The sequence below is a fragment of the Microbacterium testaceum genome, assembly GCF_006539145.1.
GTDB classification, from domain to species: Bacteria; Actinomycetota; Actinomycetes; order Actinomycetales; family Microbacteriaceae; genus Microbacterium; species Microbacterium testaceum.
Genome location: NZ_BJML01000007.1, coordinates 177,043 through 200,691, shown reverse-complemented (window position 1 = coordinate 200,691; position 23,649 = coordinate 177,043). Strand labels below are relative to the sequence as shown.

The following is a 23,649-nucleotide window of genomic DNA, read 5'->3' as shown; positions in this document are numbered from 1 at the left end:
GCGGAGCTCGGGGGTCGGACCGGCGCGGGGGCCGGGCGGGCCGCGGTGACGCGACCCGCCCGCGCCTCACTTCAGACCGGTCGAGGCGATGCCCTGGATGAAGTAGCGCTGCAGGAAGACGAACAGCAGGATGATCGGCGCGATCACCAGCACGGAGCCGGCGAGCAGCAGGCCGTAGTCGGTGGCGCTCTGGCCCGTCGAGTACAGCGAGAGTGCGACCGGGAGGGTGTACTTCGCCTCGGTCTGCGCCGCGACCAGCGGCCAGAGGAAGTTGTTCCAGGAGGCGAGGAAGGTCAGGATGCCGAGGGTCGCCAGCGGCGGCCCGCACAGCGGCATGACGATCCGGGCGAAGATGCGCAGCTCGCCCGCTCCGTCGATCCGCGCGGCCTCGAGGAGCGGATCCGGGATGCCGAGCATGAACTGCCGCATGAGGAACACGCCCAAGGGGGTCGTGACGAACGGAAGGATGAGCGCCGCGTAGCTGTCGACGAGGCCGAGCGAGGAGACCATGACGAACAGCGGCACGAAGGTCACGACGCCGGGGACCATCAGGGTCACCATGACGACGACGAACAGCGCCTTCTTGCCGGGGAAGTCCATCTTCGCCAGCGCGTATCCGACCATCGAGCAGAACACGAGGTTGCCGGCGACGGTGAACAGCGCCACGACGATGCTGTTGCCGAAGAACTGGCCGAAGTTCAGCTGCCCGAACCAGGCGCCGAAGTTCTCCCAGGTGAACTGCTGCGGCCACCAGGTCGGCGGGCGCTGCAGGATCTCGCGCTGGGTCTTGACCGAGCCCAGCAGCATCCACGCGAAGGGCAGGATCCAGACGACCAGGCCGACGATCAGCACCGTGAAGGTGAGTGCGCGCCCCGGGGTGACGCGCTTGTCGGCGCGCCGGCGGCGCGGCGGCTCGGTCGCTTCGACGACGGCGGCCGGAGCCGCGGGAGACGTGAGTGTCATGGCATCCGCCCTCAATCCTTCGCGCGCAGCACGCGGAACTGCACGAGGCTGAGCAGCGCGATCGCGAGGAACAGCAGGTAGCTCGCGGCCGAAGCCGCGCCGTACTGCCCGAAGCCGAACTGCTTGAACGTGTAATAGGCCACCGAGAGGGTGGAGTTGAGGGGGCCGCCCTGTGTCATGACGAATGCCTCCTCGAAGAACTGCAGGAAGCCGACGGAGATGAGCACGGCACCCAGCAGCAGCGTCGGGCGCAGCAGCGGGAGGGTGACCGACGTCAGCCGCCGCCACGATGAGGCGCCGTCCATGAGGGCCGCCTCCTTGACGTCGGTGGGGATCGCCTGGAGCCCGGCGAGGAAGATCACCATCAGCGTGCCCACGTTTCGCCACACCGCCATCGCGATGAGCGAGGGCAGGGCGGTGCGGGTGTCATTGAGCCAATCCGGGCCCTGGATGCCGATGATCGCGAGCGCCGAGTTGAGCAGGCCTTCCGGTTGCAGGATGTAGCGCCACACCACCGCGACGGCGACGATGCTCGTCACGACCGGGGCGTAGAAGCCGACGCGCAGGATCGAGACGAAGCGGCCCGTGCGGGCGTTGAGCGCGAGCGCGAGCGCCAGGGCGATCGCCATCGTGACCGGGATGCCGACGACCACGAACGTGGCGGTCACGCCGAGCGAGGTGAGGAACACGGGGTCGGACAGCACGCCGATGTACTGCTGCAGTCCGACGAAGTTCACGGAGAACGGCGATCGGATGTCGCGCGCCGTGAAATCGGTGAACGACATCGCGAACGACCCCACGATCGGCACGACCATGAAGATCGCGAAGACCGCGACGAACGGCAGGGCGAAGCCCCACGCGACCCATCCCTGACGCCGGCGGCGGCTCGATGCCCCGCCGGCGCGGGTGCGACCGCGGGCCGGAGCCCGTCCGGTCGCACCCACGACTGCCTGCGTCATGATCTCAGCCCAGACCCAGCTGGTCGGCGGTGGCCTGGAGCTCCTTCAACCCGTCGGCCGGCGTCTGCTGGCCGAGTCGAAGCTTCTCGAGCATCGCGTCACCGGCCGCGGCGACCTGCACCCACGTGGTGACCGCGGGCACCGACTTCGCCGTCTCGAGCTGCGTACCGAAGGCCGCGAGGGTCTTCGACGAGGCGAGGGCGTCGGTCTTCCAGGCATCCTGCACCGCGGGGAGGTCACCGGTCGCGGCGTACCACGCGGCCTGCGTGTCGGGCTGGGTCAGCCACTGGACGAGCTTCCACGCGCTCGTGGCGTTCTTCGAGTTGTCGAACACGGCGAGGTTGGCGCCACCGCTGAACGACGTCGACGACTCCTTGGTGGGCAGCACCGCGGTGGTGAACTTGTCGCTGAAGCCGGCGCCGCCGAGTTCTTCGAGCTGGCCGATGAGGAAGGGCCCGTCGATGAGCATCGGGGTCTTGCCCGAGACGAAGTCCGCCTCCTGCGCCCCGGCCGAACGATCGGCCGCCGGGTTGGCCACACCGTCGGTGTAGAAGCTCTGGTAGTACTGGAACGCCTCGGCGGTCTCGGGGGTGTCGAGGGTCCATTTCGATCCGTCCTCGAGCTGAGCGCCGTTGGACCACGGCATCCACAGGTTGCCCTGGAACGAGTCGTTGCCGGCGGGGAAGCGGATGCCGTAGTCGGCGCCCCCCTTCGACTGCATGTCGGCGGCCATCTTCTTCAGGTCGTCCCAGGTGGCGGGCGCCTTGTCCCAGCCTGCTTGGGCGGCGATGTCGGTGCGGTAGTACAGCACGCGCGTGTCGACGTACCAGGGCACGCCCGTCGCGCGATCGTCGATCTTCGTCGAGTCGAGGGCTCCGGGGAAGATGCCGTCGGTGGACAGGTCGCTCGGCACCGTCTGCAGCGCGTCACCGAAATCGGCCATCCACGTCGAGCCCACCATCGCGAGGTCGGGGGTGTTGCCACCGGCGATCGCCGTCTGGAACTTGCTGTACGCGGCATCCCACGGCACGGGCGTCACATTCACGGTCACGCCGGGGTTGGCCTCCTCGAAGGTCTTCACGAACTCCGGCAGCGCCTCGCCCTCGGCACCCATCGCCCACATCGTGAGCGTGCCCTCGGCCTTGGCGTCGCCGATCGTGCCCGCCTCCGCCGCACCGGGACCGGCGTCGGAGGGCCGGCCGCAACCGGTGAGGACGATCGCCGCCGCGGCGATCACGGCCACGGCGCTCCATCGGGTCTTCTTCATGTGTTCCTCCTCGAACCAGGCACCCGCCGTCGGGTGCTCCCTGCACGTCACGTCCAAGTTTAAGCGCATAACCAAACCGTTGCAACCCATCTCCTCGCGCGACCGGGGCGCGAAATGTGCACTGGGGCGGACGTTTCGCGCCCCGCTGCACATTTCGCGCCCCACTCCCCCACGATGCCCTCGCGCGCATCCACCGGCGGGGGGCGGGGGGATGCCGATGGCTCAGGCCGGCGACTCCAGGTAGCCCCGCACGAACTCGGCGAAGAGCGCGGGCATGTCCACCGTCTCGTCGAGGAGCCACTGCTGCTGGAGACCGTCCATCACGGCGCTCAGCAGCCGCGCGGCGCGCTCCGGGTCGACGTCGGCGCGCACCTCCCCCGCGGCCTGCCCGGCCCGCAGCAGGTCGGCGGCCGTCGCGGCGCTGCGGCGGTACCGCTCGGCGAAGGCCTCGTGGGAGGGGTGGGCCGGGTCGCTGGCCTCGGCGACGACCAACGTGTACAGCGACGTCAGGCCGCGCGTGGTCGCGTTGTGCGCCACGACTTTGCGCATCTGCTCGACGAGGGTGTGCTCGTGCGGGTCCCCGGCGGCGGCGCGGACGCGCTCGTCGCGCTGGCGCAGCACCTCGGCGAACAGCTCCTCCTTCGAGGCGAAGTGATGCAGGAGCCCCGCGGGGGTCAGGCCCACACGGGTGGCGACCTCGCGGAGCGACCCGGCCGTCACGCCGGAGCGTCCGAAGACCACGACCGCCTCGTCGACGATGCGCTGTCGCGTCTGCTGCCCCTTCGCATAGCTGCCGCGGCGACCGCGCGGTGCGGGTGCGTCGGTCATCGGCATCCTCTCCCCCGTCCGAACACACCGATGCCCGGCACCTCCGCGAGGCACCGGGCATCGAGCGGTCGAGCCGTCAGCGACGCGAGGCGCCCCACGACGAGCCGAAGACCTGCTGTTCGATGGCGGGCCGGAGGTTCTGCTCCATCCTGTCATCGACCATGTAGTCCTTCAGCGTGTCACCGGTCAGCGCGTTGCCGATCGCCGCCATGATCATCGACTGGTCGAGCGACAGGTATCGCTCGGCGACCGTGCCGCTCTTCACCGCGACGGCGTCGTAGAAACCGCCCGGGCCGTAGGCACCGAGCTTCTTCTCGATGCCTCGCAGGTTCTTCAGCACACCGGCGCGGTCGTACGGCAGCGCGAGGAATGCGGCGTGCGGGGTGACGACGCCGTCGCCGAAGGTCGGGTCGGGGTTCGTCCCCTCGGCGCAGCCCGGGCGGTCGATGTCGACGTCGGTCTTCTCGGCATCCGAGGTGTATCCGTCGGACCGGATGCCGGCGATGTCGACGCCGTACTCGCTGTAGCCGCCGAACGGGTTGCTGGCGGGAGAGAAGCCCCAGTAGCCGTACCCGGCTTCCTTCAGCCCGTGGCGCTTCTGCACCTCGACGGTGATCGGGTGGTTCAGGCCCCACGAGCGCGGGCCCCACTCCGCCTCGGGAATGAGCATGTCGGGCATGAGCGCCTCGAACATGCTCCCGCCCCAGCTCGGCGCGAACGACATGCCGTCGTACGAATACACGCCCTCGTAGACGTCGACACCGTCGTAGGTGCGGGTCTGACCGGTGGGCAGCTGCTCCTGCCACGCCCAGTCGCAGCCCGCGGGCATCGTGCGGTGGGTGCCGTACAGGCCGGATGCCGGGATCGCCCCCTCCGAAATGCCGAGGTAGGTCGCGATGCGGCTCTCGCTCACGGTCGTGTCGTAGTGGTGACAGGTGTAGAACGCCTGCTCTCCGCTGCCGTTGTACATCGGCGCCTCGACCGCGCAGCCGTCGCCGGGAGGGGCCTCCCAGAAACCGCCGCGGTTCGTGCCGGCCGGAAGTCCCGCCGCCCCCGCCGCGTCGAAGAACGCCGCGAAGTCCATCGACCGGTAGAGCGTGTCGGCCCGGTCGGCGAGCGTCGGCTCGGCCTCGCGGACGATCCTCAGCCCCGCCGCGAGCCAGCCGTTGTCGACCGTGCTGAGGAACGGGTGAATGACCTCGCCCGAGGTGGGGAAGATCTCGAGCTTGGCGCCGGTGTCGGGCGCGTACCAGTTGTAGTACATGCCGCTCGCGTCGTTGCGCTCCATCGTCTCGAGCGTCGACACCGTCGCGGTCAAGCGATCCCGCGCCTCGTCGGCGTCGATGATGCCGAGGTCGCGCGCGGTCACCGTCGACCACAGGTACCCGCCGATGTTGGTCGGCGAGGTGTACCCGGATGCCGTGGACTCCTCCAGCGCACCCCCGATGTTGTCGTCGGGAAGGCCGGTGTTCTCGTGGGCCATCGCCGCGAGCGAGGCCCACGTGTCGGCGGCATAGCGCTCGAGGTCACGTGCGCCAGGTCCGGCGTGGGCGGGCGGACCGGCGTGGGCGGGCGGACCGGGCTTCTCCGGGGGTGCGGCGACGGCGGGGGATGCCGCGGCGACACCGCCCAGGACGAGTCCGACGACCGCGGTGGATGCCGCGAGGGTGTGCTTCATGGCTGGCTCTCCTCATCGAAAGCGCTCCGGGGGAATGGAGCTCACTGCTCCAAAACCTTACACATGGTAGGTATTCACGCAACCCCTCCTCCGTCGCACCGCGGGATCGGTGCTCGCGGCGTGAACCGTCGCGCGGAGTTCGTCCGCGACGCGCCGAGTCATCGGCATCCCGGACGGAGTGTCAGGCCCACACTCCGCAGGACGGCGAAGGCCGACGGTCGCGGGGCGCCAGGCGCGCGGCGCAGCTCGCCGCGACGGCCTCAGCGCAGCGCGCGGCAGGCGAGGTGCAGGGCGAGGCGGGCGTCGGTGTCGGTGAGGTCGACGCCCAGCACCTCCTGCGCACGAGCGATGCGCATCGCCACGGTGTTGCGGTGAAGGCCCAGGGCGGTCGCCGTGGCCGAGACGCCCGACTCGTGGTCGAGGTACGCGGTGAGGGTCTCGAGCAGCTCGGGGCCCTGTGACACGAGCGGCGCGAGCAGCGCCTCGGCGGCGGGCACGAAGGTGTCGGACCCGGCCCACGACAGCAGCACCTGCTCGATGCCGAGGGCGTCGACGCGCACGAACCAGCCCGTCGCGGCGCGTCCGGCGGCGATGCGCGCGCCGTCGACCGCGCCGTCGATGCTGCGCAACAGCCCGCTCGCGCCGCTGTCGAGCGAGCCGACGCCGGTTGCGACGTCGAACGAACGGCGGACGTTGTCGTGCAGGGCTCGGACGGCGGCGACGTGCTCGTCGAGGCGGTCGGCTGCCGGTGGCTCGGCGAAGCTCAGCCAGCCGGTCACGCCGCGGCCACTGGTCACGGCCTGCGAGTCGACGGGCAGTGCGGCCAGGTTCCGGCGCACGAAACGCAGCAGTTCCAACGTTTCGAGGCGGCGGCGGCCCGCAATCCGAAACGCGAGGTGGTACCCGCCCATGCGCCACCCCCGCTCGCTCATGCGCTGCTCGACGTCGGGATCGCGGGCGTCGCGGGCCTCGAGGAACTCCCGGAGGAGACCGGATGCCACGGCGGCATCGCTCACGTCGGCCACCTCGTCGATGAGGATACGGGCGGCGACCGCCGGCATCGCCACCTCGGCGGCCACGGCCAGGGCCGCCAGCTGTGCGGGGCTCAGCCCGGAGCCGAACACGGCCAGGCGCAGCCCGGCGCGGCTCGGGCTGTCGACGCGTACCGAGGCAGCCGCTCCCTCCGCGACCGAGACCGCATCCTGCCAGAGTCCGAAATCGATGGCAGCGCGTACCGCCTCGGGCAGGTCGCCGCCGGCCTGCAGCAGTACGCCCTCGGCGTCGATGAGGGCCACGCCGTGACCGACGCTGGCCGAGAGGTGGCGGAGCAGGTCGGCCAGGTGCGCGGCGGAGTACTCGATCGACTGCGCGACGCGTCGCACGTATCCGAGCGTCAGTGCGTCGCGCCCCTGTACGAGCTCCCACGCGGCGCGGGCCAGGGCCATCGGGTCGTCGACGGCGAGCAGGGTGAGTCCGAGCCGGGCGGCGAGGCCGCGGCTGCCGGCACCCAGCGCCTCGGCTCCGGAGAGGGCGAGACCGCGGAAGCCGCGGTCGCGCACCCGCCGCACGAGGGCGTCCTGCTGCCACGGCGCGGAGGGCGGAGGCTCGGTGAGCGCGGCGAGCTCGCCGTCGCCTCGCTCGGGCAGCAGCGTCTCGCGCGCGGCGACGACCACGCCGGCGAAGGCCTCCGCACCCGCGGACTCGACGAGCACGCGTGCGCGGCCGTTCGCGGGGTGCGCGAGCAGGGCACGGAGGTCCAGGGGCGTCATGGCGTCCCCCTCGGATCGCGGAGAGCACGACACGGCACGCTCACCATGACTCGACCTCGCGGTCGCGCAGGCCGCAGGCGGCGGGGCATGCAGGGCCGCACGGGCGTCACGACTCCATCTCCAGGTCACGCAGCCCGTAGGCGGCGGGCACCACGTGCGCGAGGCGCTCGGGGGACTCCCTCCACCACTCCGGCGCCGGAAGCGACAGCACGCGCACGTGCCGAGCGAGGGTCACGGCGTCGACCTGCAGCACGTCGCCCGAGACGGTGTCGATCGCGACGAGGACGTCGGGGGATGCGGCGATCGTGCGCCCGTCGCGAGTCACCGCGAGAAACTCCGAACGCGCGACGAGCCGCAGCAGCGCACCGTCGTCGCCCGTCAGCTCGACCGACCTGGCGAACGCGTCGTCGGGCACGGCATCCACCGCGCTCACCCGCCCCGCGCCCAGGATCCGCGCCCCGAGAAGCTCGCCAGCGGAGACGTCGGACTCGCCGAGCGCGAGCGCTCGAGCGAAAGTCCCCCGGATGCCGTGGGCCACGAGGTCGCCGACGGTGAAGCCCGCGACGAGGACCGCGCCCGCTCCCCCGGCCCGGATGACGCTCGCGCGCACGAGGCTCTCGACGTCGGCGGCCCGCGCCGACTCGACGACCATGACGCCCCCGCCCGTGTCGGCGACCAGCACGACACCGGGCACCGCGTCGACCACGAGGGAGAGCTGGTCGATCCCGGGCAGCGCGCGGCCCATGAGATCGGCATCGACGAGGGTGTGACCACGGGCGAGGAGGAACGGGGTGAGGCCGTTCAAGCCGGCCCCCTCCAGCGCGCACACGGCCACGGCCGCCACCCCGGTCCAGCGCTCGGCGGCGGCCAGGAGCGGCGCGAAAGCATCTTCCGCCGGCACGCGCTCGCCCAGGAGGTACGTCGACCCGGCGAAACCGACGGCGACGCACGGGGTGAGCGGATCGAGGTCGTCGAGGTCGTGAAGCGCGACCGGACCGTCCAGCACCTCGGCGGCCATGAGCTCGAGGAGCGTCGTCGCGCCCCCGCCGCCCGCGCCGAGCAGGGCGAACCCCCGTGCCAGCGCCGGCAGGCGGTCGGGCCCGAGGGTTCTCATGCTCACAGGGTAATGAGCCGCCGCACGTCGGCGCCTCGCAACCGCTCGACCGGCTCGAACGCGTCGGCGAGACCGAACGCCGACGGGCCGAACGCGGCGAGCGCACCGGGCGTGCGCATGATGTCGGGCGTCGAGATGCCGAGCACCCGCACGCGCTGGCCGTAGCGCAGGCCCTCGGTGGTGATGGGCTCGGCCGACTCGATGTCGGTGATGCAGATGAGATCGGGCACGATCGCCACCAGCTCGCCGTCGCGGCGGGCGACGAGGTTCTCGTTCTGGAACGCCACCTCGAGCGCCGCGTCGTCGTCGGGGTCGAGCGCGGTGATGGTGGCGCGTCCCTTCGCGAAGCCGTCGGTGGTGCGTCGCTCGACGTCGGTGACCTTGCCGACGAACAGCTCCCGCACGTGCGGGTACAGCGTGGTCGAGAGCACGTCGGCGATGGCCTCGAAGGGCGAACGGTGCTGTTCCCGTGCCTCGCGGATGCCGCGCCCCAGCGCCAGAGCCATCGACAGCGTCCGCGGAATCGCGGTGCGGCGCACGTCGGCACCGGTCATGGCGTATTCGGCGATGTGCGACACCCCGCCGAGGCGGATCGTGACGCCGCGCGCGAGCCACTCCATCTGCCGGTCGTCGTCGCCGGTGTCGATGATCGCCGTCTCGCCGCGCTCGCCCGCGAGGGCCAGGGGCGAGCCGTGCACGCCGTAGACGGCGAAGGTCTCCATCGACAGTTCGGGGAACGCGCGGCCCATGCCGTCGGCATCCACCACGGGAAGCCCCGTCTCGGCGGCGACGAGCAACGGGATCATGGAGTTGATGCCGCCGCATTCGATGGGCATGGTCGCGTCCGCGGTGCGGCCGAGGTGCTTCTCGAGGGTGCGCAACGCCAGCGTCGGCTCGGTGCCGGCCGGGATCTTCTCGATCATCACGGTCGGGGCGCCCATCTGCGCGGTGGGGATGACGAACAGGTCGTCGGCGATCTCGTCGGGGTCGAGCACGGTGATGCTTCCCGCCCCCAGCACGCGCTCGACGAGCTTCTGCCCGATGTAGGGATCGCCGCCGCCCCCGGTTCCCAGCAGCGTCGCACCGCGGGCCAGATCGGGCAGGTCGGCGGCGGTCAGGGTCCAGCTCATGCGGCGGTCTCCGAGTTCTCGATGGTTCCGTCGAAGCGGTGGGAGGGCAGGTCGTAGCCGAAGTATCCGGGGCCGACCATCGCGAGGGCTTCGGCGCTGTGCCACCGCTCGTCGCTGGGCGCGGCGATGACCCGCACGCGCTGGCCGTAACGCAGGCCCTCGGTGGTGATCGGCTCCGCGGTCTCGGCATCCAGGACGATGATGAGGTCGGGAGTCGTGACCAGGATGCCGGTGGTGGTGCGCGCGATGAGGTGCTCGTTCTGGAACGACAGCGTCACCGTGTCACCCCGGCCCTCGATGCGGGCGTTGCCGCGGGCGAACCCGGCGGTGGTCCCGCGCTCGACATCCACGACCTTGCCCTCGAACACCTCGCGTCCCCCCAGGGCGGCGACGACCGCGGCGACCGGGTCGGTCTTCGCCTCGCGCGCTTCGACGATGCCGCGTCCGATGGACAGGCACGCCGACAGCGAGGCGGGGACGAGGGCCTCACGCGCGCTCGCGCCCGACATGGCGAAACCGGCGAGCATGACCGAGCAGCCCATCTCGACGCACGCCACACGGGCGATCCGCTCGGTCCAGGTGTTGTCGATGGTCGACAGCACCGCGGTGTTGCCCTTCTCGTCGGCGAACGCGAGCGGCGATGCGGTGATGCCGTAGAGCGTGGGGAGCACCATCTGCAGCTCGGGAAACGCGCGCCCCATGCCGTCGGCATCCAGCAGCGGCAGCCCCAGGGCGGCCGCGGCGGCGATCGGGATGGTGGAGTTGACCCCGCCGGCCTCGGCGCACGCGATGTGGGTGACCGGGCGACCGAGCGAGGCGCCGAGCGCGTGCACGGGGGCGACGACCTCGTCGAGGCTCGGGAGCTTCTCGACCATGACGGTCGGCGCGCCCATCATCGCGACGGTGAGCACGAGGGCGTCGTCGGGCAGTTCGTCGAGGCCCACGACCGTGACCGGCCCGTGGACGGCGAGTGCCTGGCGGGCGAGCAGCGCCCCGATGTAGGGGTCTCCCCCGCCTCCGGTACCGAGCACCGCGGCACCGCGGGCGAGATCGCCCACGATCGACGGGGTGAGCTGCCAGCTCACGCCCGCACGCCCATGTCGAGGTCGCCCACGGCCTTCACGCGCACCCGGGTGGCATTGCCCGGCAGGTAGGGAATGGGCACCTCGTCGAAGTCGACGATCGACACCGACGACGGTCGCGCGCCCGCGGCGATGGCCTTGTCGACGGCCTCGGCGCGAATCGCGGCGATACCCTCGTCGCGGCGGCCCGCCTCGATCGCGTAGACCTTGTCGATCTCACCGCCCACCTGGGCGATGGATGCGCCGATGGCGTTGGCGACGGCGTAGTTGCGCGGGCGGTGCACGGCGCCGAACATCGGCAACTCATCGGGGAGCAGGATGCTGCCGCCGCCGACCGCGACGACCGGGATCGGCTCGGGCGAGGTGCGCATGCGGTCGACGGCCTCGGCCACGCGGTCGGCGATGCGTGCGAGCACGCGCTCGACGAAGGCGGGGTCGAGGTGCGCGACGCGCGAGGGGTCGCCCACGTTCGCCCGCCCGGCGGCCACGGCGATGTCGGTCGCGGTGAGGGTGGAGCCGCCGAAGACCAGCGCCTCCTCGGTCAGGCGGTACCCCACGGACGCGGGCCCCACCTCCGCGGTGTCTTCGTCGACGATCGAGCCGCCGCCGATGCCGATCGAGAGCACGTCCGGCATCCGGAAATTGGTGCGGATGCCGGCGACCTTGACCTCGTTCGCGGTCTCGCGCGGGAACCCGGCGTTGAGCAGACCGATGTCGGCCGTCGTGCCGCCGATGTCGACCACCGCGCACGTCTGCAGGCCGCTGGTGAGTGCGGCGCCCCGCATCGAGTTCGTCGGGCCCGAGGCGAAGGTCGCGACCGGGTAGAGGCGCACGTAGTCCTCGTCCATCAGGGTGCCGTCGTTCTGACTGAGGAAGATCGGTGCCTGGATGCCTTCGGCGCGCACCGCGGCCGTGAGGCCGTCGACGATCTCGGAGGCGAGTTCGCGGAGCGCGGCGTTGATGATCGTGGCGTTCTCGCGCTCGAGCAGGCCGATACGACCGATCTCGTGCGAGAGCGAGATGGCCACGTCGGGCCCCAGCACGTCGCCGAGGATCTCGGCCGCGCGCACCTCGAGGTCGTGGTTGACCGGCGAGAACACCGACGAGATCGCCACGGAGCGCACGCCGTTCGCCTTCATGTCGTCGGCGATGCCGCGCAGCTCGTCTTCGTCGAGCGGTGAGATCGGGCGCCCATCGAACTCGTAGCCGCCGTGTGCGAGATAGCTCCGCGCCTGGATCGCGTCGGTGAGGACAGTGGGCCAGTCCACCAGCGGCGGCAGGGCCTTCGTGGCGGGGAGGCCGAGTCGTACCGCGGCGGTCGGGGCGAGGCGCTGGGCCTGCACGAGAGCGTTGATGAAGTGCGTCGTGCCGATCATCACCGCGTCGATGTCGGCACCGGCGAAGTCGCGTTCGGCGCGCAGGGCCGCGATCGCGTCGACGATGCCGGTGGTGACATCCGGGCTGGTGGACTTCTTCACGCCGGCGAGGGTGTCCTTGCCGTCCATGAGCACTGCGTCGGTGTTGGTTCCGCCGACGTCGATGCCGATGTGCATGGGTGGAGCTCTTTTCGTTCGGGGGGGGGTGGGTCAGGATGCCACGGGGGCGGCGTCGCGCACGGGAACCTGCGCGGTGGTCGCCTCGCCGACACCGCGCACCCAGCCGAGCTTGCCGGCGACGGTGTACAGCACGATCGAGAGCACAAGCGAGGAGATCGCCGGGATTCCCCAGGTCACGAAGTAGCCGACGAGGGCCGAGACGAGCCAGACCACCAGGGTCACGGGAACCAGGCGCGGAGCCGTCGCCGGCAGGCGGCCCTCGGCGCGCGAGGCGTCGAGTTCGCCGCGCCAGCGACGCACGATGAAGTACTCGGCGACCATGATGCCGGCGATGGGCGGGAAGACGACGCCGAGGATGATGAGGAAGCCGGTGAACTGCGACAGGATGCCGGCGGCGGCGAGGATCGATCCGACGACGCCGAGCACGATGGTGGTGCTGACGCGGTGCAGGTTCTTGCCGAACGCGGTGGAGATGAAGTTCACCAGGCCGAGGGTCGACGAGTACAGGTTCCAGTCGTTGATCTTCAGCGTGCCGGTGATGACGATGATGAGTCCCACCAGGCCCACCGACGAGGTGACGATCGCGACGATGTTGCCCGACTGGGCCGCGTGGGCGAGGAGCACTCCCGAGAGGCCGATGACGAACTCGCCGAGCGAGACGCCCACGACCGTCTGCTTGACGACGTCGGCCTTGGAGCGGTTGAAGCGCGTCATGTCGGCGGTGATGATGGCGCCGACGATGAGGCCGCCGGCGACGATCGCCGTGCCCTGCCACACCGACATGGTGGGTCCCGGGGCGGGCGAGGTGATCAGGTCGCCGATCGAGTGGTTGCTGAGCTCGGTGATGATCGACCAGCCGACGAGCACGAGGAACAGCGGCACGGTGATGTTGGCGAGCCACTGCATCCCGACGAAGCCGACGGCGACGATCGCCGTGACGGCGAGGCCGAAGAGCAGGCTCCACGCCCACATCGGCATCAGGCCCGGCAGGAGCGAGTCGAGCGACTCGGCCGAGATGGCCGATTGGATGCCGAACCAGCCGATGAGGCTGATGCCGATCGCGAGGCCCACGAGTGAGGCCCCGATCTCGCCGAAACCGGTCCAGCGGGCCAGGAGCGCCGTGTTCAGGCCCTCCTTCTGCCCGATGATGCCGACGATGCACATGATCACTTCGAGGATGATCGAGCCGAGCAGCAGCGCGAGGAACGCCTCGCTGAAGGTCATCGCGTAACCGAGAGTGGCGCCGAGAAGGAACTGCGACAGCGCCGAGACCTGACCGAAACGCTGCACGGCGATGCCGAACCAGTGCTTCTGGGCGTCGGGGGTCACGCGGCTGAGGGCGAAGTCGTCGGCGTGGGCCATACGTGCCATGGGGGTGTCCTTTTGCGGAAGAGGGACGGTGCGGGTGCTGCACACGCTATTGCCGCCGCTCGACGCACGACATGGGCACCTCGCCTCACATTGCCCCGCCGTTGTGCATGTTGCACACTGCGCGCTTACTCGCCCGGCGCGTGCGCCTCGAGGAACTCGTACAGCTCCGTCGTGTCGACCCCCGGGAACGCCCCTGTCGGCAGGGTCGCCAGCAGCGTCCGCGGTGTCCGCACGTTCGGCCACGCCTTGTCGCGCCACGCGGCCTCGAGCTCCGCCGGCGCGCGGCGACAGCACGTCTCGACCGCATGCCGGGAGACGCCGCGATTCGGGGTGTCCCGCCCGCGGAACCACCTCGTGTCGTCGAAGCGCACCCCCACGCTCACCGAGTGCGCCCCCTCGCTCGACTGCTCCACGCGGGCGGTGCACCAGTACGTCCCGTTCCCGGTGTCGGTGTACTGGTAGTACGGGTTGAACAGGTCGTCCTCGTCGAAGACGACGCGGCTCGTCCAGCGCCGGCAGCACATCTGCCCCTCGATGGAGCCGAGGCGATCGGTGGGGAAGTTCACGTCGTCGTTCTCGTACGCCTTCGTGATCGTCCCCGACTCGTGCACCTTCAGAAAGTGCACCGGGATGCCGAGATGCACCGTCGCGAGATTCGTGAAGCGGTGCGCGGCGGTCTCGTACGACACCGAGTAGGCGTCGCGGAGGTCCTCGATGCTGAGGGCGCGTCGCTCCTTCGCCTCGCGCAGCGCCGGCACGACGTGCGCCTCGGGCATGAGCAGCGCCCCGGTGAGGTAATTCGTCTCGACGCGCTGTCGGAGGAACTCGTCGTAGCTCGTCGGCTCGCCGTGCCCGAGGATCCGGCTCGACAGCGCCTGCAGCACCGCCGCGCGCGGGTCGCCCTTCGCGACCTTCGTCGACAGATAGAGCCGGCCGTTCTTCACGTCGGCGATGCTGCGCGTCGACGAGGGGAGGTCGGGAACGTAGTGGAGCGTGAAGCCGAGATGGGCGGCGATATCGCTCGCGCCCCGCTGGGTGAGGGGTCCACCGGGGTGCTCGATTCGATCGAGAATCCCGGATGCCACCCGCTCGAGGTCGGGGAAATGGTTGTCCTGCGTGCGCATGAGTCGCCGCAGCGCGACGTTCGCGCGCCGCGCCTCCTCGGGCGTCGCCGACCGCTCCTCACGGAGGCGTTCGATCTCGGCCTGCAGCGCGAGCATCGCGGCGAGCGCCTCGTCGGGCACCGCGCGACCCACGCGGAACGGCTCGATCCCGAGCGCCTGGAACGTCTGGCCCCGCATCGCCCGCTCCACCGAGAGCTCGAGGGCGGCGCGGGCGTCGAGGGGCTCGGCATCCAGGATCTGATCCAGCGTGCACTCGAGCGCGCGGGCAATCGCCTGCAGCAGCGTGAGCTTGGCCTCGCGGCGCCCGTTCTCGATCATCGACATCTGGCTCGGGGCGCGGCCGACCGCTCCGGCGAGATCGTCGAGGGTCATCCCGCGCGCCGTGCGCAATTGCCGGATGCGTCGTCCGATGGTGAGCGTGTCCACCTCCCCATCGTCGAAGGGGAGGGATGCCGAAGAAGTCGAGACGCCGGTGCCCATACGCCACGTTCTCACAAAAACAGAAGATCGCGCGATCTTCACACGATGAATCCGGTTTCGACCCCGTGTTCTTCGCCCACAGTGGTCGTCACGGGGCACCGCCGCCCCGGCATCCGAGAGGAGAACGCTCATGACGATCCAGGCCACCCCCGCCCAGCAGCCCCTGCGCCCCGGCGACCAGACCGAGACCGCCGACGAGATCCGCGCCGCGTGGGAGAACGACCCGCGCTGGGACGGCATCGAGCGCACCTACACGGCCGACGACGTCGTCCGTCTCCGCGGCAGCGTCCGCGAGGAGTCGACCCTCGCCCGTCGCGGAGCCGAGAACCTCTGGAACCTCATCCACACCGAGGAGTACGTCCGCGCCCTGGGCGCCTACACCGGCGGTCAGGCCGTGCAGCAGGTGCGCGCCGGACTGAAAGCCATCTACCTCAGCGGTTGGCAGGTCGCCGCCGACGGCAACCTCGCGGGGCAGACCTACCCCGACCAGAGCCTGTACCCCGCGAACTCGGTCCCCGCGGTCGTCCGCCGCATCAACAACGCCCTGCTGCGACAGGACCAGATCGAGCGCGCCGAGGGGGAGATCACCCGGGATTGGCTCGCCCCGGTCGTCGCCGACGCCGAGGCCGGGTTCGGCGGACCGCTCAACGCCTACGAACTCGCGCAGTCACTCATCCAGGCCGGGGCCGCCGGCATCCACTGGGAAGACCAGCTCGCGAGCGAGAAGAAGTGCGGCCACCTCGGCGGCAAGGTTCTCGTGCCCATCCAGCAACACATCCGCACCCTCAACGCCGCACGGCTCGCGGCCGATGTCGCGGGCGTGCCCACGGTGATCATCGCCCGGACCGATGCTCTGGCCGCCGACCTGCTCACCAGCGACGTCGACCCGCGCGACGCGGAGTTCCTCACCGGCGAGCGCACCACCGAGGGGTTCTACCGCGTGCGGCCGGGCCTCGACTCCGTGATCGCGCGCGGCCTCGCCTTCGCCCCGTACGCCGACCTGCTCTGGGTCGAGACCGGCGAGCCCGACATCGAGCTCGCTCGCCGCTTCGCCGAGGCCATCCACGCCCGCTACCCGGGCAAGAAGCTCGCCTACAACTGCTCGCCGAGCTTCAACTGGAAGCGCCATCTCGACGACGAGCAGATCGCCACGTTCCAGGCCGATCTGGCCGCTCTCGGCTACGCCTTCCAGTTCATCACCCTGGCGGGTTTCCACGCCGTGAACCACTCGATGTTCGACCTCGCCCGCGGCTACGCCGAACGCGCCATGAGCGCGTACGTCGAGCTGCAGGAGGCCGAGTTCGCCGCCGAAGCCCACGGGTACACCGCCACGCGCCACCAGCGCGAAGCGGGCACCGGCTACTTCGACGTCGTCTCGACCGCGCTCAACCCCGACAGCGCCACCCTCGCCCTGGCCGGCTCCACCGAGACCGCCCAATTCCACTGACCCTCGCCGCGCGCGCCTTCGTGCGGACCATGTCCCCCTTTGGGCAGACCTTGTCCCACTTTTGGTCGCCCGGGCACACCTCGGGCAGCCACTTCTGGGACATGGTGCTCAAAGGAGCGACGGGCAGCGACACAGACAGAAAGACACGATCATGACCCTCATCACCTCTCCCCCGCCCACCTCGACCCCCACACCCACCGAGGAATCCCGGATGCCGGGCACCCCGGCATCCGCTCCGCACCTGCGTCTCGCGCGGCCCCTCGAGGGACGCGACGGCGAGATCCTCACCCCCGCGGCGATCGCCTTCCTCACCGAGCTGCACGACCGCTTCGCCCGGCGCCGGCACGACCGCCTCGCCGCGCGTGAGCGCCGCCGCTTCGAGATCGGCACGGGCGATGACCCGCACTTCCGCGCCGACACGGCGCACATCCGCGACGACCCGTCGTGGCGTGTGGCCGGTGCTGGTCCGGGTCTGGAGGACCGCCGCGTCGAGATCACCGGCCCCACCGATCCGAAGATGACCATCAACGCGCTGAACTCCGGCGCGCGGGTGTGGCTGGCCGACCAGGAGGATGCCACGAGCCCCACCTGGCGCAACGTCATCGGCGGTCAGCTCTCGCTGTTCGACGCGATCCGCGGACAGTTGTCGTTCACGAGCCCCGAGGGAAAGCGCTACGAGGTGACCGCCGAACGGACGCCGACGATCGTGATGCGCCCGCGCGGCTGGCACCTGCCCGAGAAGCACGTGACGTTCGTCGATCGCACGGGGCGGGAGCTGCCGGCATCCGGATCCCTCGTCGACTACGGACTGTACGTGTTCCACAACGCGCACGCCCTCGTCGCGGCCGGCCGGGGCCCCTACTTCTACCTGCCGAAGATCGAGTCGGCCGAGGAGGCGCGGCTCTGGGACGACGTCTTCTCGTTCACCGAGGAGCGGTTGGGCCTCGCGCACGGCACCATCCGCGCGACGGTGCTGATCGAGACGCTGCCCGCGGCGTTCGAGATGGAGGAGATCCTCTTCGCCCTGCGCGACCACTGCGCGGGGCTGAACGCCGGGCGCTGGGACTACATCTTCTCGATCATCAAGACCTACCGCGGTCGCGGGGCGCGGTTCGTCCTGCCCGACCGGAGCGAGGTGACCATGACGGTGCCGTTCATGCGTGCCTACACCGAGCTGCTCGTGCGCACCTGCCACAAGCGGGGCGCATACGCGATCGGCGGCATGAGCGCCTTCATCCCGAATCGCCGCCGCCCCGAGATCACCGAGGCCGCCTTCGAGAAGGTCGCCGCCGACAAGCGGCGCGAGGCCGGCGACGGCTTCGACGGCACGTGGGTGGCCCACCCCGATCTCATCCCGGTGGCCCGCGCCGAGTTCGACGCGGTGCTCGGTGATCGCGAGAACCAGCTCGACCGCTCGCGCGAGGACGTGTGCATCGAACCGCGGCAGCTGCTCGACCTGCGCATCGGCCTGCCGGTGACCACGGCGGGTGTGCGCGCGAACGTGTCGGTGGCGATCCGCTACATCGAGGCATGGCTGCGGGGCCTCGGCGCCGTGGCGATCGACGACCTCATGGAGGACGCCGCCACCGCCGAGATCTCGCGCTCGCAGATCTGGCAGTGGATCCACCAGGACCGCGAGACCGCCGAGGGCACCGCGATCACACGTCCGTTCGTCGAGGGCCTGCTGGCCGACGTCCTCGCCGAGGTGCAGCGCTTCGACGGTGAGCGCTTCGACGACGCCGCCGAGGTGTTCCGCGAGGTCGCACTGCGGCCGGAGTTCCCGGCGTTCCTGACGCTGCCGGCTTACGCGAAGTACCTCGACTGACCCTCTCTCGGGTTCCCCGCGTCGCCCCGCCGGGCGGGGGCGGGGAACCCGAGGGGAGTTCTTCGCACTCCACAACGTCACCGTCCGCGCCGCGTCGCGGTGTTGTACGGATCCTCACTGTTTCCCCTCGGTCCCCCTCGGTTTCGAGAGAGTCGCCCCACCTGCATCGTTCGAAGGAGAACCGCATGCGCCGCCTCACCGCCGCCATCGTCGTCGCCCTCACCGTTGCCGCGCTCACCGCCGCACCCGCGCATGCCGCCGCAGCCCCCGGCTTCTACGACCCGCCCGTCACCCTCCCCGACGACAACGGCGCCATCGTGCGATCGGAGCCCATGCACCTGGGGGCGTCCGTGCGCATCACCGGAACGACCCGCGCCCTTCCCGGCACGGCCACGCGACTCATGTACCGCTCCACCGACGCCGTCGGCTCGGGCGTCGGCGTGACCGGCGTGTACATCGAGCCGACACTGCCCTGGAGAGGGAGCGGCGCTCGGCCGCTCGTCGCGTTCGCGGCGGGGACGCAAGGCCAGGGCGACTCGTGCGCACCGTCGAAGAGCCTCGAATCGGTCGTCGTGGTCGACGCCGACGGGACGGGGTTCGGGTACGAGATCCCGTCCATCTACGGCCTCCTGTCCCGGGGGATCGCGGTGGTCGTGACCGATTACGTGGGGCTCGGGACCACCGATCGCGTGCACAGCTACACCACCCGCCTCGACATGGGCCATGCCCTGCTCGATGCCGCGCGCGCCGCTCTGCAGCTGCCGGGCACGTCGGTCGACGGCCGTTCGCCGATCGGGCTGTACGGATACTCGCAAGGCGGGGGCGCCTCCGCATCCGCCGCCGAGCTCGCGCCCTCGTACGCCCCGGAGCTGAATCTGCGCGGAGCGTACGCCGGAGCACCGCCCGCCGACCTGTTCGGCGTTCTGAAGACCGCCGATGGATCGAGCCTGACCGGGGTGGTGGGCTACGCGTTCAACGGCATCCTGCAGTACTACCCGGAGGCGAAGTCGTTCCTCCAGACGCAGCTGAACGGCACGGGCACGGACGCCCTACGGCGCGTGAGCACCCAGTGCATCGGCGAGACGCTTCTCACGGCCGGGTTCGCTTCGACGTCGTCGTGGACCCGTTCGGGGCAGTCGTTCCTCTCGATCGCGACCGCGGATGCCGCCACCCGCCGCGCCGTCGAGGACCAGCGGATCGGCACGCTCCGACCGGCGATCCCCGTGCAGGTGCTCACCGGCACCCGGGACGACATCGTGCAGCACGCACAGGCCAAGCAGCTCGCCGCCGACTGGTGCGCGAAGGGGGCCGACGTCACCTACGTGCCCGTCGTGCAGCCGGTCCCCTCGGGCGGCACGGGGACGAACCATCTGGTCCCCGCCTTCTCGCGCATCGCCCCGAGTCAGCAATGGCTCGTGGACCGCCTCCAGGGCGTCCCCGCGACGTCGAACTGCGGAGCTCTCGCGGCCCTGCCCTGACCCGACGACCGGCCGGGGCCACGCTGTCCCCGGCTCGGTCGATGGGGCCTGCGCCGACCTCGGTCAGTCGGTCGCCGTCCACAGCTCGACGCCCATGTCGGCGATCGCCGCGGCCGCGCTCTCGGGCAGCTCCGCGTCGCTCACGATGACGTCGAGCGCGTCGAGCGGCACGACCCGGAAGCGCTCGGCGGTGCCGTACTTCGTGCTGTCGGCGACCAGGGCGCCCGAGGTCGCGGCATCCAGGACCGCCCTCTTGAGCACGACCTTGTCGAGCTCTGGACTGGTCAACCCGTGGGAGGTGTCCCAGGTCCCGGTGCTGAGGATCGCGAGGTCGAGGGTCATGGCCGAGATGGTCGCGGCGGCGAGGGCTCCGCTCGATGACCCGCTCGCGGCATCCACCACTCCACCGGTGTGGATGACCTCGATCGCGGGGTGCGCGAAAAGCGCCGAGACGGTGAAGAAGTCGTTGGTCACCACGGTCAGTCCGCGGCGGGACGTCAGATGCGGGACGAGCGCCTGACAGGTGGTCCCCGCGTCGATGAACACGGTCATGTCGTCGGTGATGAGAGCGGCCGCACGACGGGCGACGGCTTCTTTGCGGGGGAGCTCCAAGGCCGCACGGGAATCGCGTTCGCGCGGGGGCTCCACCCCCGTGTGCTCGCGCAGGCGCACGCCGCCCTGCACGGCGTCGACGAGGCCCTCGTCTTCGAGCGTGGCGATGTCACGACGCACGGTCATGTGCGACACCCCCAGCGACGAGGCCAGGTGGCGGATGCTGAGCGCGCCCGCCCCGCGCAGCAGACGCATCAGTTCTCGCTGGCGCTGTTCCGGGATGAGGGGTGGCGGTGTCGACATCCCCTCGAGCCTAAGCCTCCGCTCGGTGAGAGACTGTGTTCTCTCGTGTTAATCCACGTGATATCGTGTGCAACGATGTTAAAGAAACATGAAGTCCTCTCCGCCGTGGTCGACAGCGGCGTCGTCCTGATCGTTCGCCTCGACTCCCCCGACGAGGCGCTCGCCGTCTCGCGCGCCGCGGTGGCGGGCGGCATCCGGGCCCTCGAGATCACCCTCTCGGTCCCCCGGGCGCTCGAGGTCGTGCGCACCCTCGCGGACGAGGTCGGTGACCACGTGGCGGTGGGCGTCGGAACGGTCCTGGATGCCGAGATGGCCGTCGCCTCCGTGCAGGCCGGGGCGCGCATGCTGGTCAGCCCCAACCTCAATCCCGACATGATCCGCGCCGCCAATCGCTACCAGGCGCTGACCATCAGTGGCGCGTTCACCCCGACGGAGATCGTGCAGACGATGGAGGCCGGTGCCGACATCGTCAAGCTCTTCCCCACCGAGATCGCCGGACCCGACTACCTGCGCACCGTCATGGCACCCCTGGCGCACGCGCCCATCCTCCCCGCGGGCGGCGCCACGCGCGACAACGTCGGCGACTGGTTCGCCGCCGGGGCGCTCGCCGTCGGCGTCGGCAGTGCGATCACCAAGGCCGCTCGCGCGAGCGGCGACATCGACGACGTCACGCGCGCGGCCGCCGACTTCCTCGCCGCGGTCGAGAGCGCTCGCACGACTTCCTAACCCCCTCACGGCGGACCGCGACGTCCGCCCCTCACCCGAACACGAAGGAGTGGACCATGAGCGAGACGACGGCCGACGCGCCCGTACTCACGCGCGACGAGAAGAAGACGATCCGGATCCGGTGGTTCCTGGTCGGCTTCCTCATCCTCGGCGGGGTGGTGAACTATCTCGACCGATCGACGCTGAGCGTGGCCAACACCACGATCGCCGGTGAGTTCGGGCTCGACCCGTTCGCCATGGGACTGCTGCTGTCGGCCTTCTCGTGGCCGTACGCGATCGCGAACCTTCCCGCCGGCTACCTCGTCGACAAGTTCGGGCCGAAGAAGATGTTCGCCTTCGCCGCCGGAGCGTGGTCGCTCGTGTCGATCGTGACCGCCGCCGCGAACTCCTTCGGCCTGCTGTACGCGTGCCGCGTCGCCCTCGGCATCGCCGAGTCGCCGTTCTTCACCTCGGCGCTCAAGGTCAACGAGCGCTGGTTCAACAAGTCCGAGCGCGCTCTTCCCGTCTCCCTCGTCAACACCGGTTCCCAGATCGCCAACGCCATCGCGCCTCCCCTTCTGACGTTCCTGCTGCTGACGATGAGCTGGCGCGGCATGTTCGTCATCGTGGGCGCTTTCGGCATCGTGGTGGCCCTGGTCTGGCTGCGCATCTACCGCGACCCGACGCTCAAGGAGCAGGCGCTCATCAAGGGCGCCGAGGCCGAGGCCCGCGTCGCCGAGTCGGTCGAGAAGGTCGGCTGGGCAGGCCTGCTGCGACAGGCCAACACCTGGTTCATGGTGCTCGGCGCGTTCGGCATCTTCTACACCGTCTGGGTGTACCTCACGTGGCTCCCCAGCTACCTGCAGACGGCCCGCGGCTTCAGCCTCGCGCAGAGCGGGTGGCTCGCGTCCCTGCCCTTCCTCTGCGGCATCGTGGGCGTGATCTTCGGCGGCTGGCTGTCGAACCGGCTCGTGCGCCGCGGCGTGGCCACGGTGCGCGCCCGCAAGATCCCCATCGTCGGCGGAGCGATCCTCGCCGCCGCCGCGGTGCTGCCTGTCGCGTACGTCGACAGCACCCCGCTCGCCGTCGTCCTGCTGTCCGTCGGCTACTTCGCCTCGCAGGTGCCCATCGGGTGCCTGTGGACCCTCGCCTCCGACGTCGCCCCCTCCAACCAGGTCGCCTCGCTCGGCGCGATCCAGAACTTCGGCGGATTCATCGGCGCCGCCGTCGCCCCCGTCGTCACCGGCGCGATCCTCACCTCCACCGGCGGCAACTACACGACGGTGTTCCTCATCGGCGGTGTCCTGCTGCTGGTGGGCGCCCTGTCGTACGGCCTGTTCGTCAAGGACCGCTCCGTCGCGGCATCCTGATTCCGCGCGGGGAGGACGACCTCTCGTCCTCCCCGCCCTCCGGAAGGAACCCCCATGACCGCACGACTGTTCTTCGTGATCGGCCCGGCCGGCAGCGGCAAGTCGACCGTGAGCACGCTCATCGCCCGCCGCATCCGCGCGACGTACCTCGACAAGGATTCCGTCGCCACCGCCTTCACCGAGGCTCTCCTCGAAGCCGCGGGCAGCGACAAGAACGAACGCGACAACAACCCCTACTACCAGAGCGTGGTGATGGGGCTGGAGTACGCGACGCTGCTCCGCCTCGCCGGCGACAACCTGCGCCTGGGCAACGATGTCGTGCTCGACGCGCCCTTCGTGCGGTACTTCACCGAAGAGGACTACCTCGAGCGCGCCGCAGCCGCACACGACTGGCCCACCGATGTCGTCATCACCGTCGTGCACGTGACGGTCGACGGTGGCCTCGTCCGTGACCGCGTCGACTCACGCGGCTACGGCCGCGACGCCTGGAAACTCGCCCACTGGGACGAGTTCTGGGCCACGGCGCAGGCCGCCGACTGCCGCTGGCGCGGCGCGCACCACGTACTCTTCGACAACAGCGCCTCGGGCGCCGACCCCGCGGCGCTCGAGGCTGCCCTGGCGGCCTTCGTCTGAGCCGCCGCTCACGAC

General features: G+C 70.6%; 19 protein-coding genes. 6 read left to right on the top strand and 13 right to left on the bottom strand.

The features are described 5' to 3' along the window. Window positions 1-66 precede the first annotated feature (66 nt). The 12 genes from MTE01_RS11825 to MTE01_RS11770 form a co-directional block, all read right to left on the bottom strand. Complete coding sequence (locus MTE01_RS11825; protein WP_103205949.1) at window positions 67-963, bottom strand: carbohydrate ABC transporter permease; 897 nt, start codon at window positions 961-963, stop codon at window positions 67-69. Window positions 964-974: 11 nt separating this feature from the next. Then, window positions 975-1,922 (bottom strand): carbohydrate ABC transporter permease, encoded by a 948-nt coding sequence (locus MTE01_RS11820; protein ID WP_103205948.1) that lies wholly within the window; start codon window positions 1,920-1,922, stop codon window positions 975-977. Window positions 1,923-1,926: 4 nt separating this feature from the next. Further along, complete coding sequence (locus MTE01_RS11815; protein ID WP_141377671.1) at window positions 1,927-3,189, bottom strand: extracellular solute-binding protein; 1,263 nt, start codon at window positions 3,187-3,189, stop codon at window positions 1,927-1,929. Between the two features lie 222 nt (window positions 3,190-3,411). Continuing rightward, window positions 3,412-4,017, bottom strand: a complete 606-nt coding sequence (locus MTE01_RS11810; RefSeq protein WP_116239232.1) for a TetR/AcrR family transcriptional regulator — start codon at window positions 4,015-4,017, stop codon at window positions 3,412-3,414. Window positions 4,018-4,093: 76 nt separating this feature from the next. Continuing rightward, window positions 4,094-5,695 (bottom strand): glucoamylase family protein, encoded by a 1,602-nt coding sequence (locus MTE01_RS11805; RefSeq protein WP_141377669.1) that lies wholly within the window; start codon window positions 5,693-5,695, stop codon window positions 4,094-4,096. Window positions 5,696-5,955: 260 nt separating this feature from the next. After that, window positions 5,956-7,464, bottom strand: coding sequence for a helix-turn-helix domain-containing protein (locus MTE01_RS11800; RefSeq protein WP_141377667.1), 1,509 nt, complete (start codon window positions 7,462-7,464; stop codon window positions 5,956-5,958). Window positions 7,465-7,570: 106 nt separating this feature from the next. Continuing rightward, complete coding sequence (locus tag MTE01_RS11795) at window positions 7,571-8,578, bottom strand: S-methyl thiohydantoin desulfurase domain-containing protein (protein ID WP_141377665.1); 1,008 nt, start codon at window positions 8,576-8,578, stop codon at window positions 7,571-7,573. Window positions 8,579-8,580: 2 nt separating this feature from the next. Continuing rightward, window positions 8,581-9,708, bottom strand: a complete 1,128-nt coding sequence (locus tag MTE01_RS11790; RefSeq protein WP_116239236.1) for an S-methyl thiohydantoin desulfurase family protein — start codon at window positions 9,706-9,708, stop codon at window positions 8,581-8,583. Continuing rightward, a complete protein-coding gene (locus MTE01_RS11785; RefSeq protein ID WP_116239237.1) occupies window positions 9,705-10,793 on the bottom strand; it encodes an S-methyl thiohydantoin desulfurase family protein in 1,089 nt (362 codons plus the stop codon). The genes MTE01_RS11790 and MTE01_RS11785 overlap by 4 nt, the downstream gene beginning before the upstream one ends. After that, window positions 10,790-12,343, bottom strand: a complete 1,554-nt coding sequence (locus MTE01_RS11780; RefSeq protein ID WP_116239238.1) for a hydantoinase/oxoprolinase N-terminal domain-containing protein — start codon at window positions 12,341-12,343, stop codon at window positions 10,790-10,792. Before MTE01_RS11780 ends, MTE01_RS11785 begins: the two co-directional genes overlap by 4 nt. A gap of 33 nt (window positions 12,344-12,376) precedes the next feature. Continuing rightward, window positions 12,377-13,717: a purine-cytosine permease family protein gene (locus MTE01_RS11775; RefSeq protein ID WP_103205939.1), complete on the bottom strand. Its 1,341-nt coding sequence runs from the start codon at window positions 13,715-13,717 to the stop codon at window positions 12,377-12,379. 125 nt (window positions 13,718-13,842) lie between these two features. Then, window positions 13,843-15,321, bottom strand: a complete 1,479-nt coding sequence (locus MTE01_RS11770; RefSeq protein ID WP_371861620.1) for an XRE family transcriptional regulator — start codon at window positions 15,319-15,321, stop codon at window positions 13,843-13,845. Between the two features lie 130 nt (window positions 15,322-15,451). On the opposite strand from MTE01_RS11770, the gene aceA reads away from it, so the two are divergent. The 3 genes from aceA (at window position 15,452) to MTE01_RS11755 (ending at window position 20,071) form a co-directional block, all read left to right on the top strand. Further along, the gene (gene aceA / locus MTE01_RS11765) at window positions 15,452-16,768 is read left to right on the top strand and encodes an isocitrate lyase (protein ID WP_103205938.1); all 1,317 of its coding nucleotides are present in this window, start codon (window positions 15,452-15,454) and stop codon (window positions 16,766-16,768) included. A gap of 211 nt (window positions 16,769-16,979) precedes the next feature. Then, the gene (gene aceB / locus MTE01_RS11760; RefSeq protein WP_371861622.1) at window positions 16,980-18,593 is read left to right on the top strand and encodes a malate synthase A; all 1,614 of its coding nucleotides are present in this window, start codon (window positions 16,980-16,982) and stop codon (window positions 18,591-18,593) included. Window positions 18,594-18,778: 185 nt separating this feature from the next. After that, entirely contained in the window at window positions 18,779-20,071 is a 1,293-nt protein-coding gene (locus tag MTE01_RS11755; RefSeq protein ID WP_141377661.1) for a lipase family protein, read from the top strand. Between the two features lie 63 nt (window positions 20,072-20,134). Here the strand turns inward: MTE01_RS11755 and MTE01_RS11750 are convergent, their stop codons facing one another. Continuing rightward, entirely contained in the window at window positions 20,135-20,926 is a 792-nt protein-coding gene (locus tag MTE01_RS11750; protein ID WP_103205935.1) for a DeoR/GlpR family DNA-binding transcription regulator, read from the bottom strand. Between the two features lie 75 nt (window positions 20,927-21,001). Here MTE01_RS11750 and MTE01_RS11745 point away from each other — a divergent pair, with 75 nt between their 5' ends. Genes MTE01_RS11745 through MTE01_RS11735 form a run of 3 tightly spaced genes read left to right on the top strand, consistent with a single transcriptional unit; the run spans window position 21,002 to window position 23,634 of the window. Continuing rightward, complete coding sequence (locus tag MTE01_RS11745; RefSeq protein ID WP_116239242.1) at window positions 21,002-21,652, top strand: bifunctional 4-hydroxy-2-oxoglutarate aldolase/2-dehydro-3-deoxy-phosphogluconate aldolase; 651 nt, start codon at window positions 21,002-21,004, stop codon at window positions 21,650-21,652. A 56-nt stretch (window positions 21,653-21,708) separates the two neighbouring features. After that, the gene (locus MTE01_RS11740; protein ID WP_141377659.1) at window positions 21,709-23,001 is read left to right on the top strand and encodes an MFS transporter; all 1,293 of its coding nucleotides are present in this window, start codon (window positions 21,709-21,711) and stop codon (window positions 22,999-23,001) included. Between the two features lie 54 nt (window positions 23,002-23,055). Next, complete coding sequence (locus MTE01_RS11735) at window positions 23,056-23,634, top strand: P-loop nucleotide/nucleoside kinase family protein (protein WP_141377657.1); 579 nt, start codon at window positions 23,056-23,058, stop codon at window positions 23,632-23,634. Window positions 23,635-23,649: the final 15 nt, after the last annotated feature.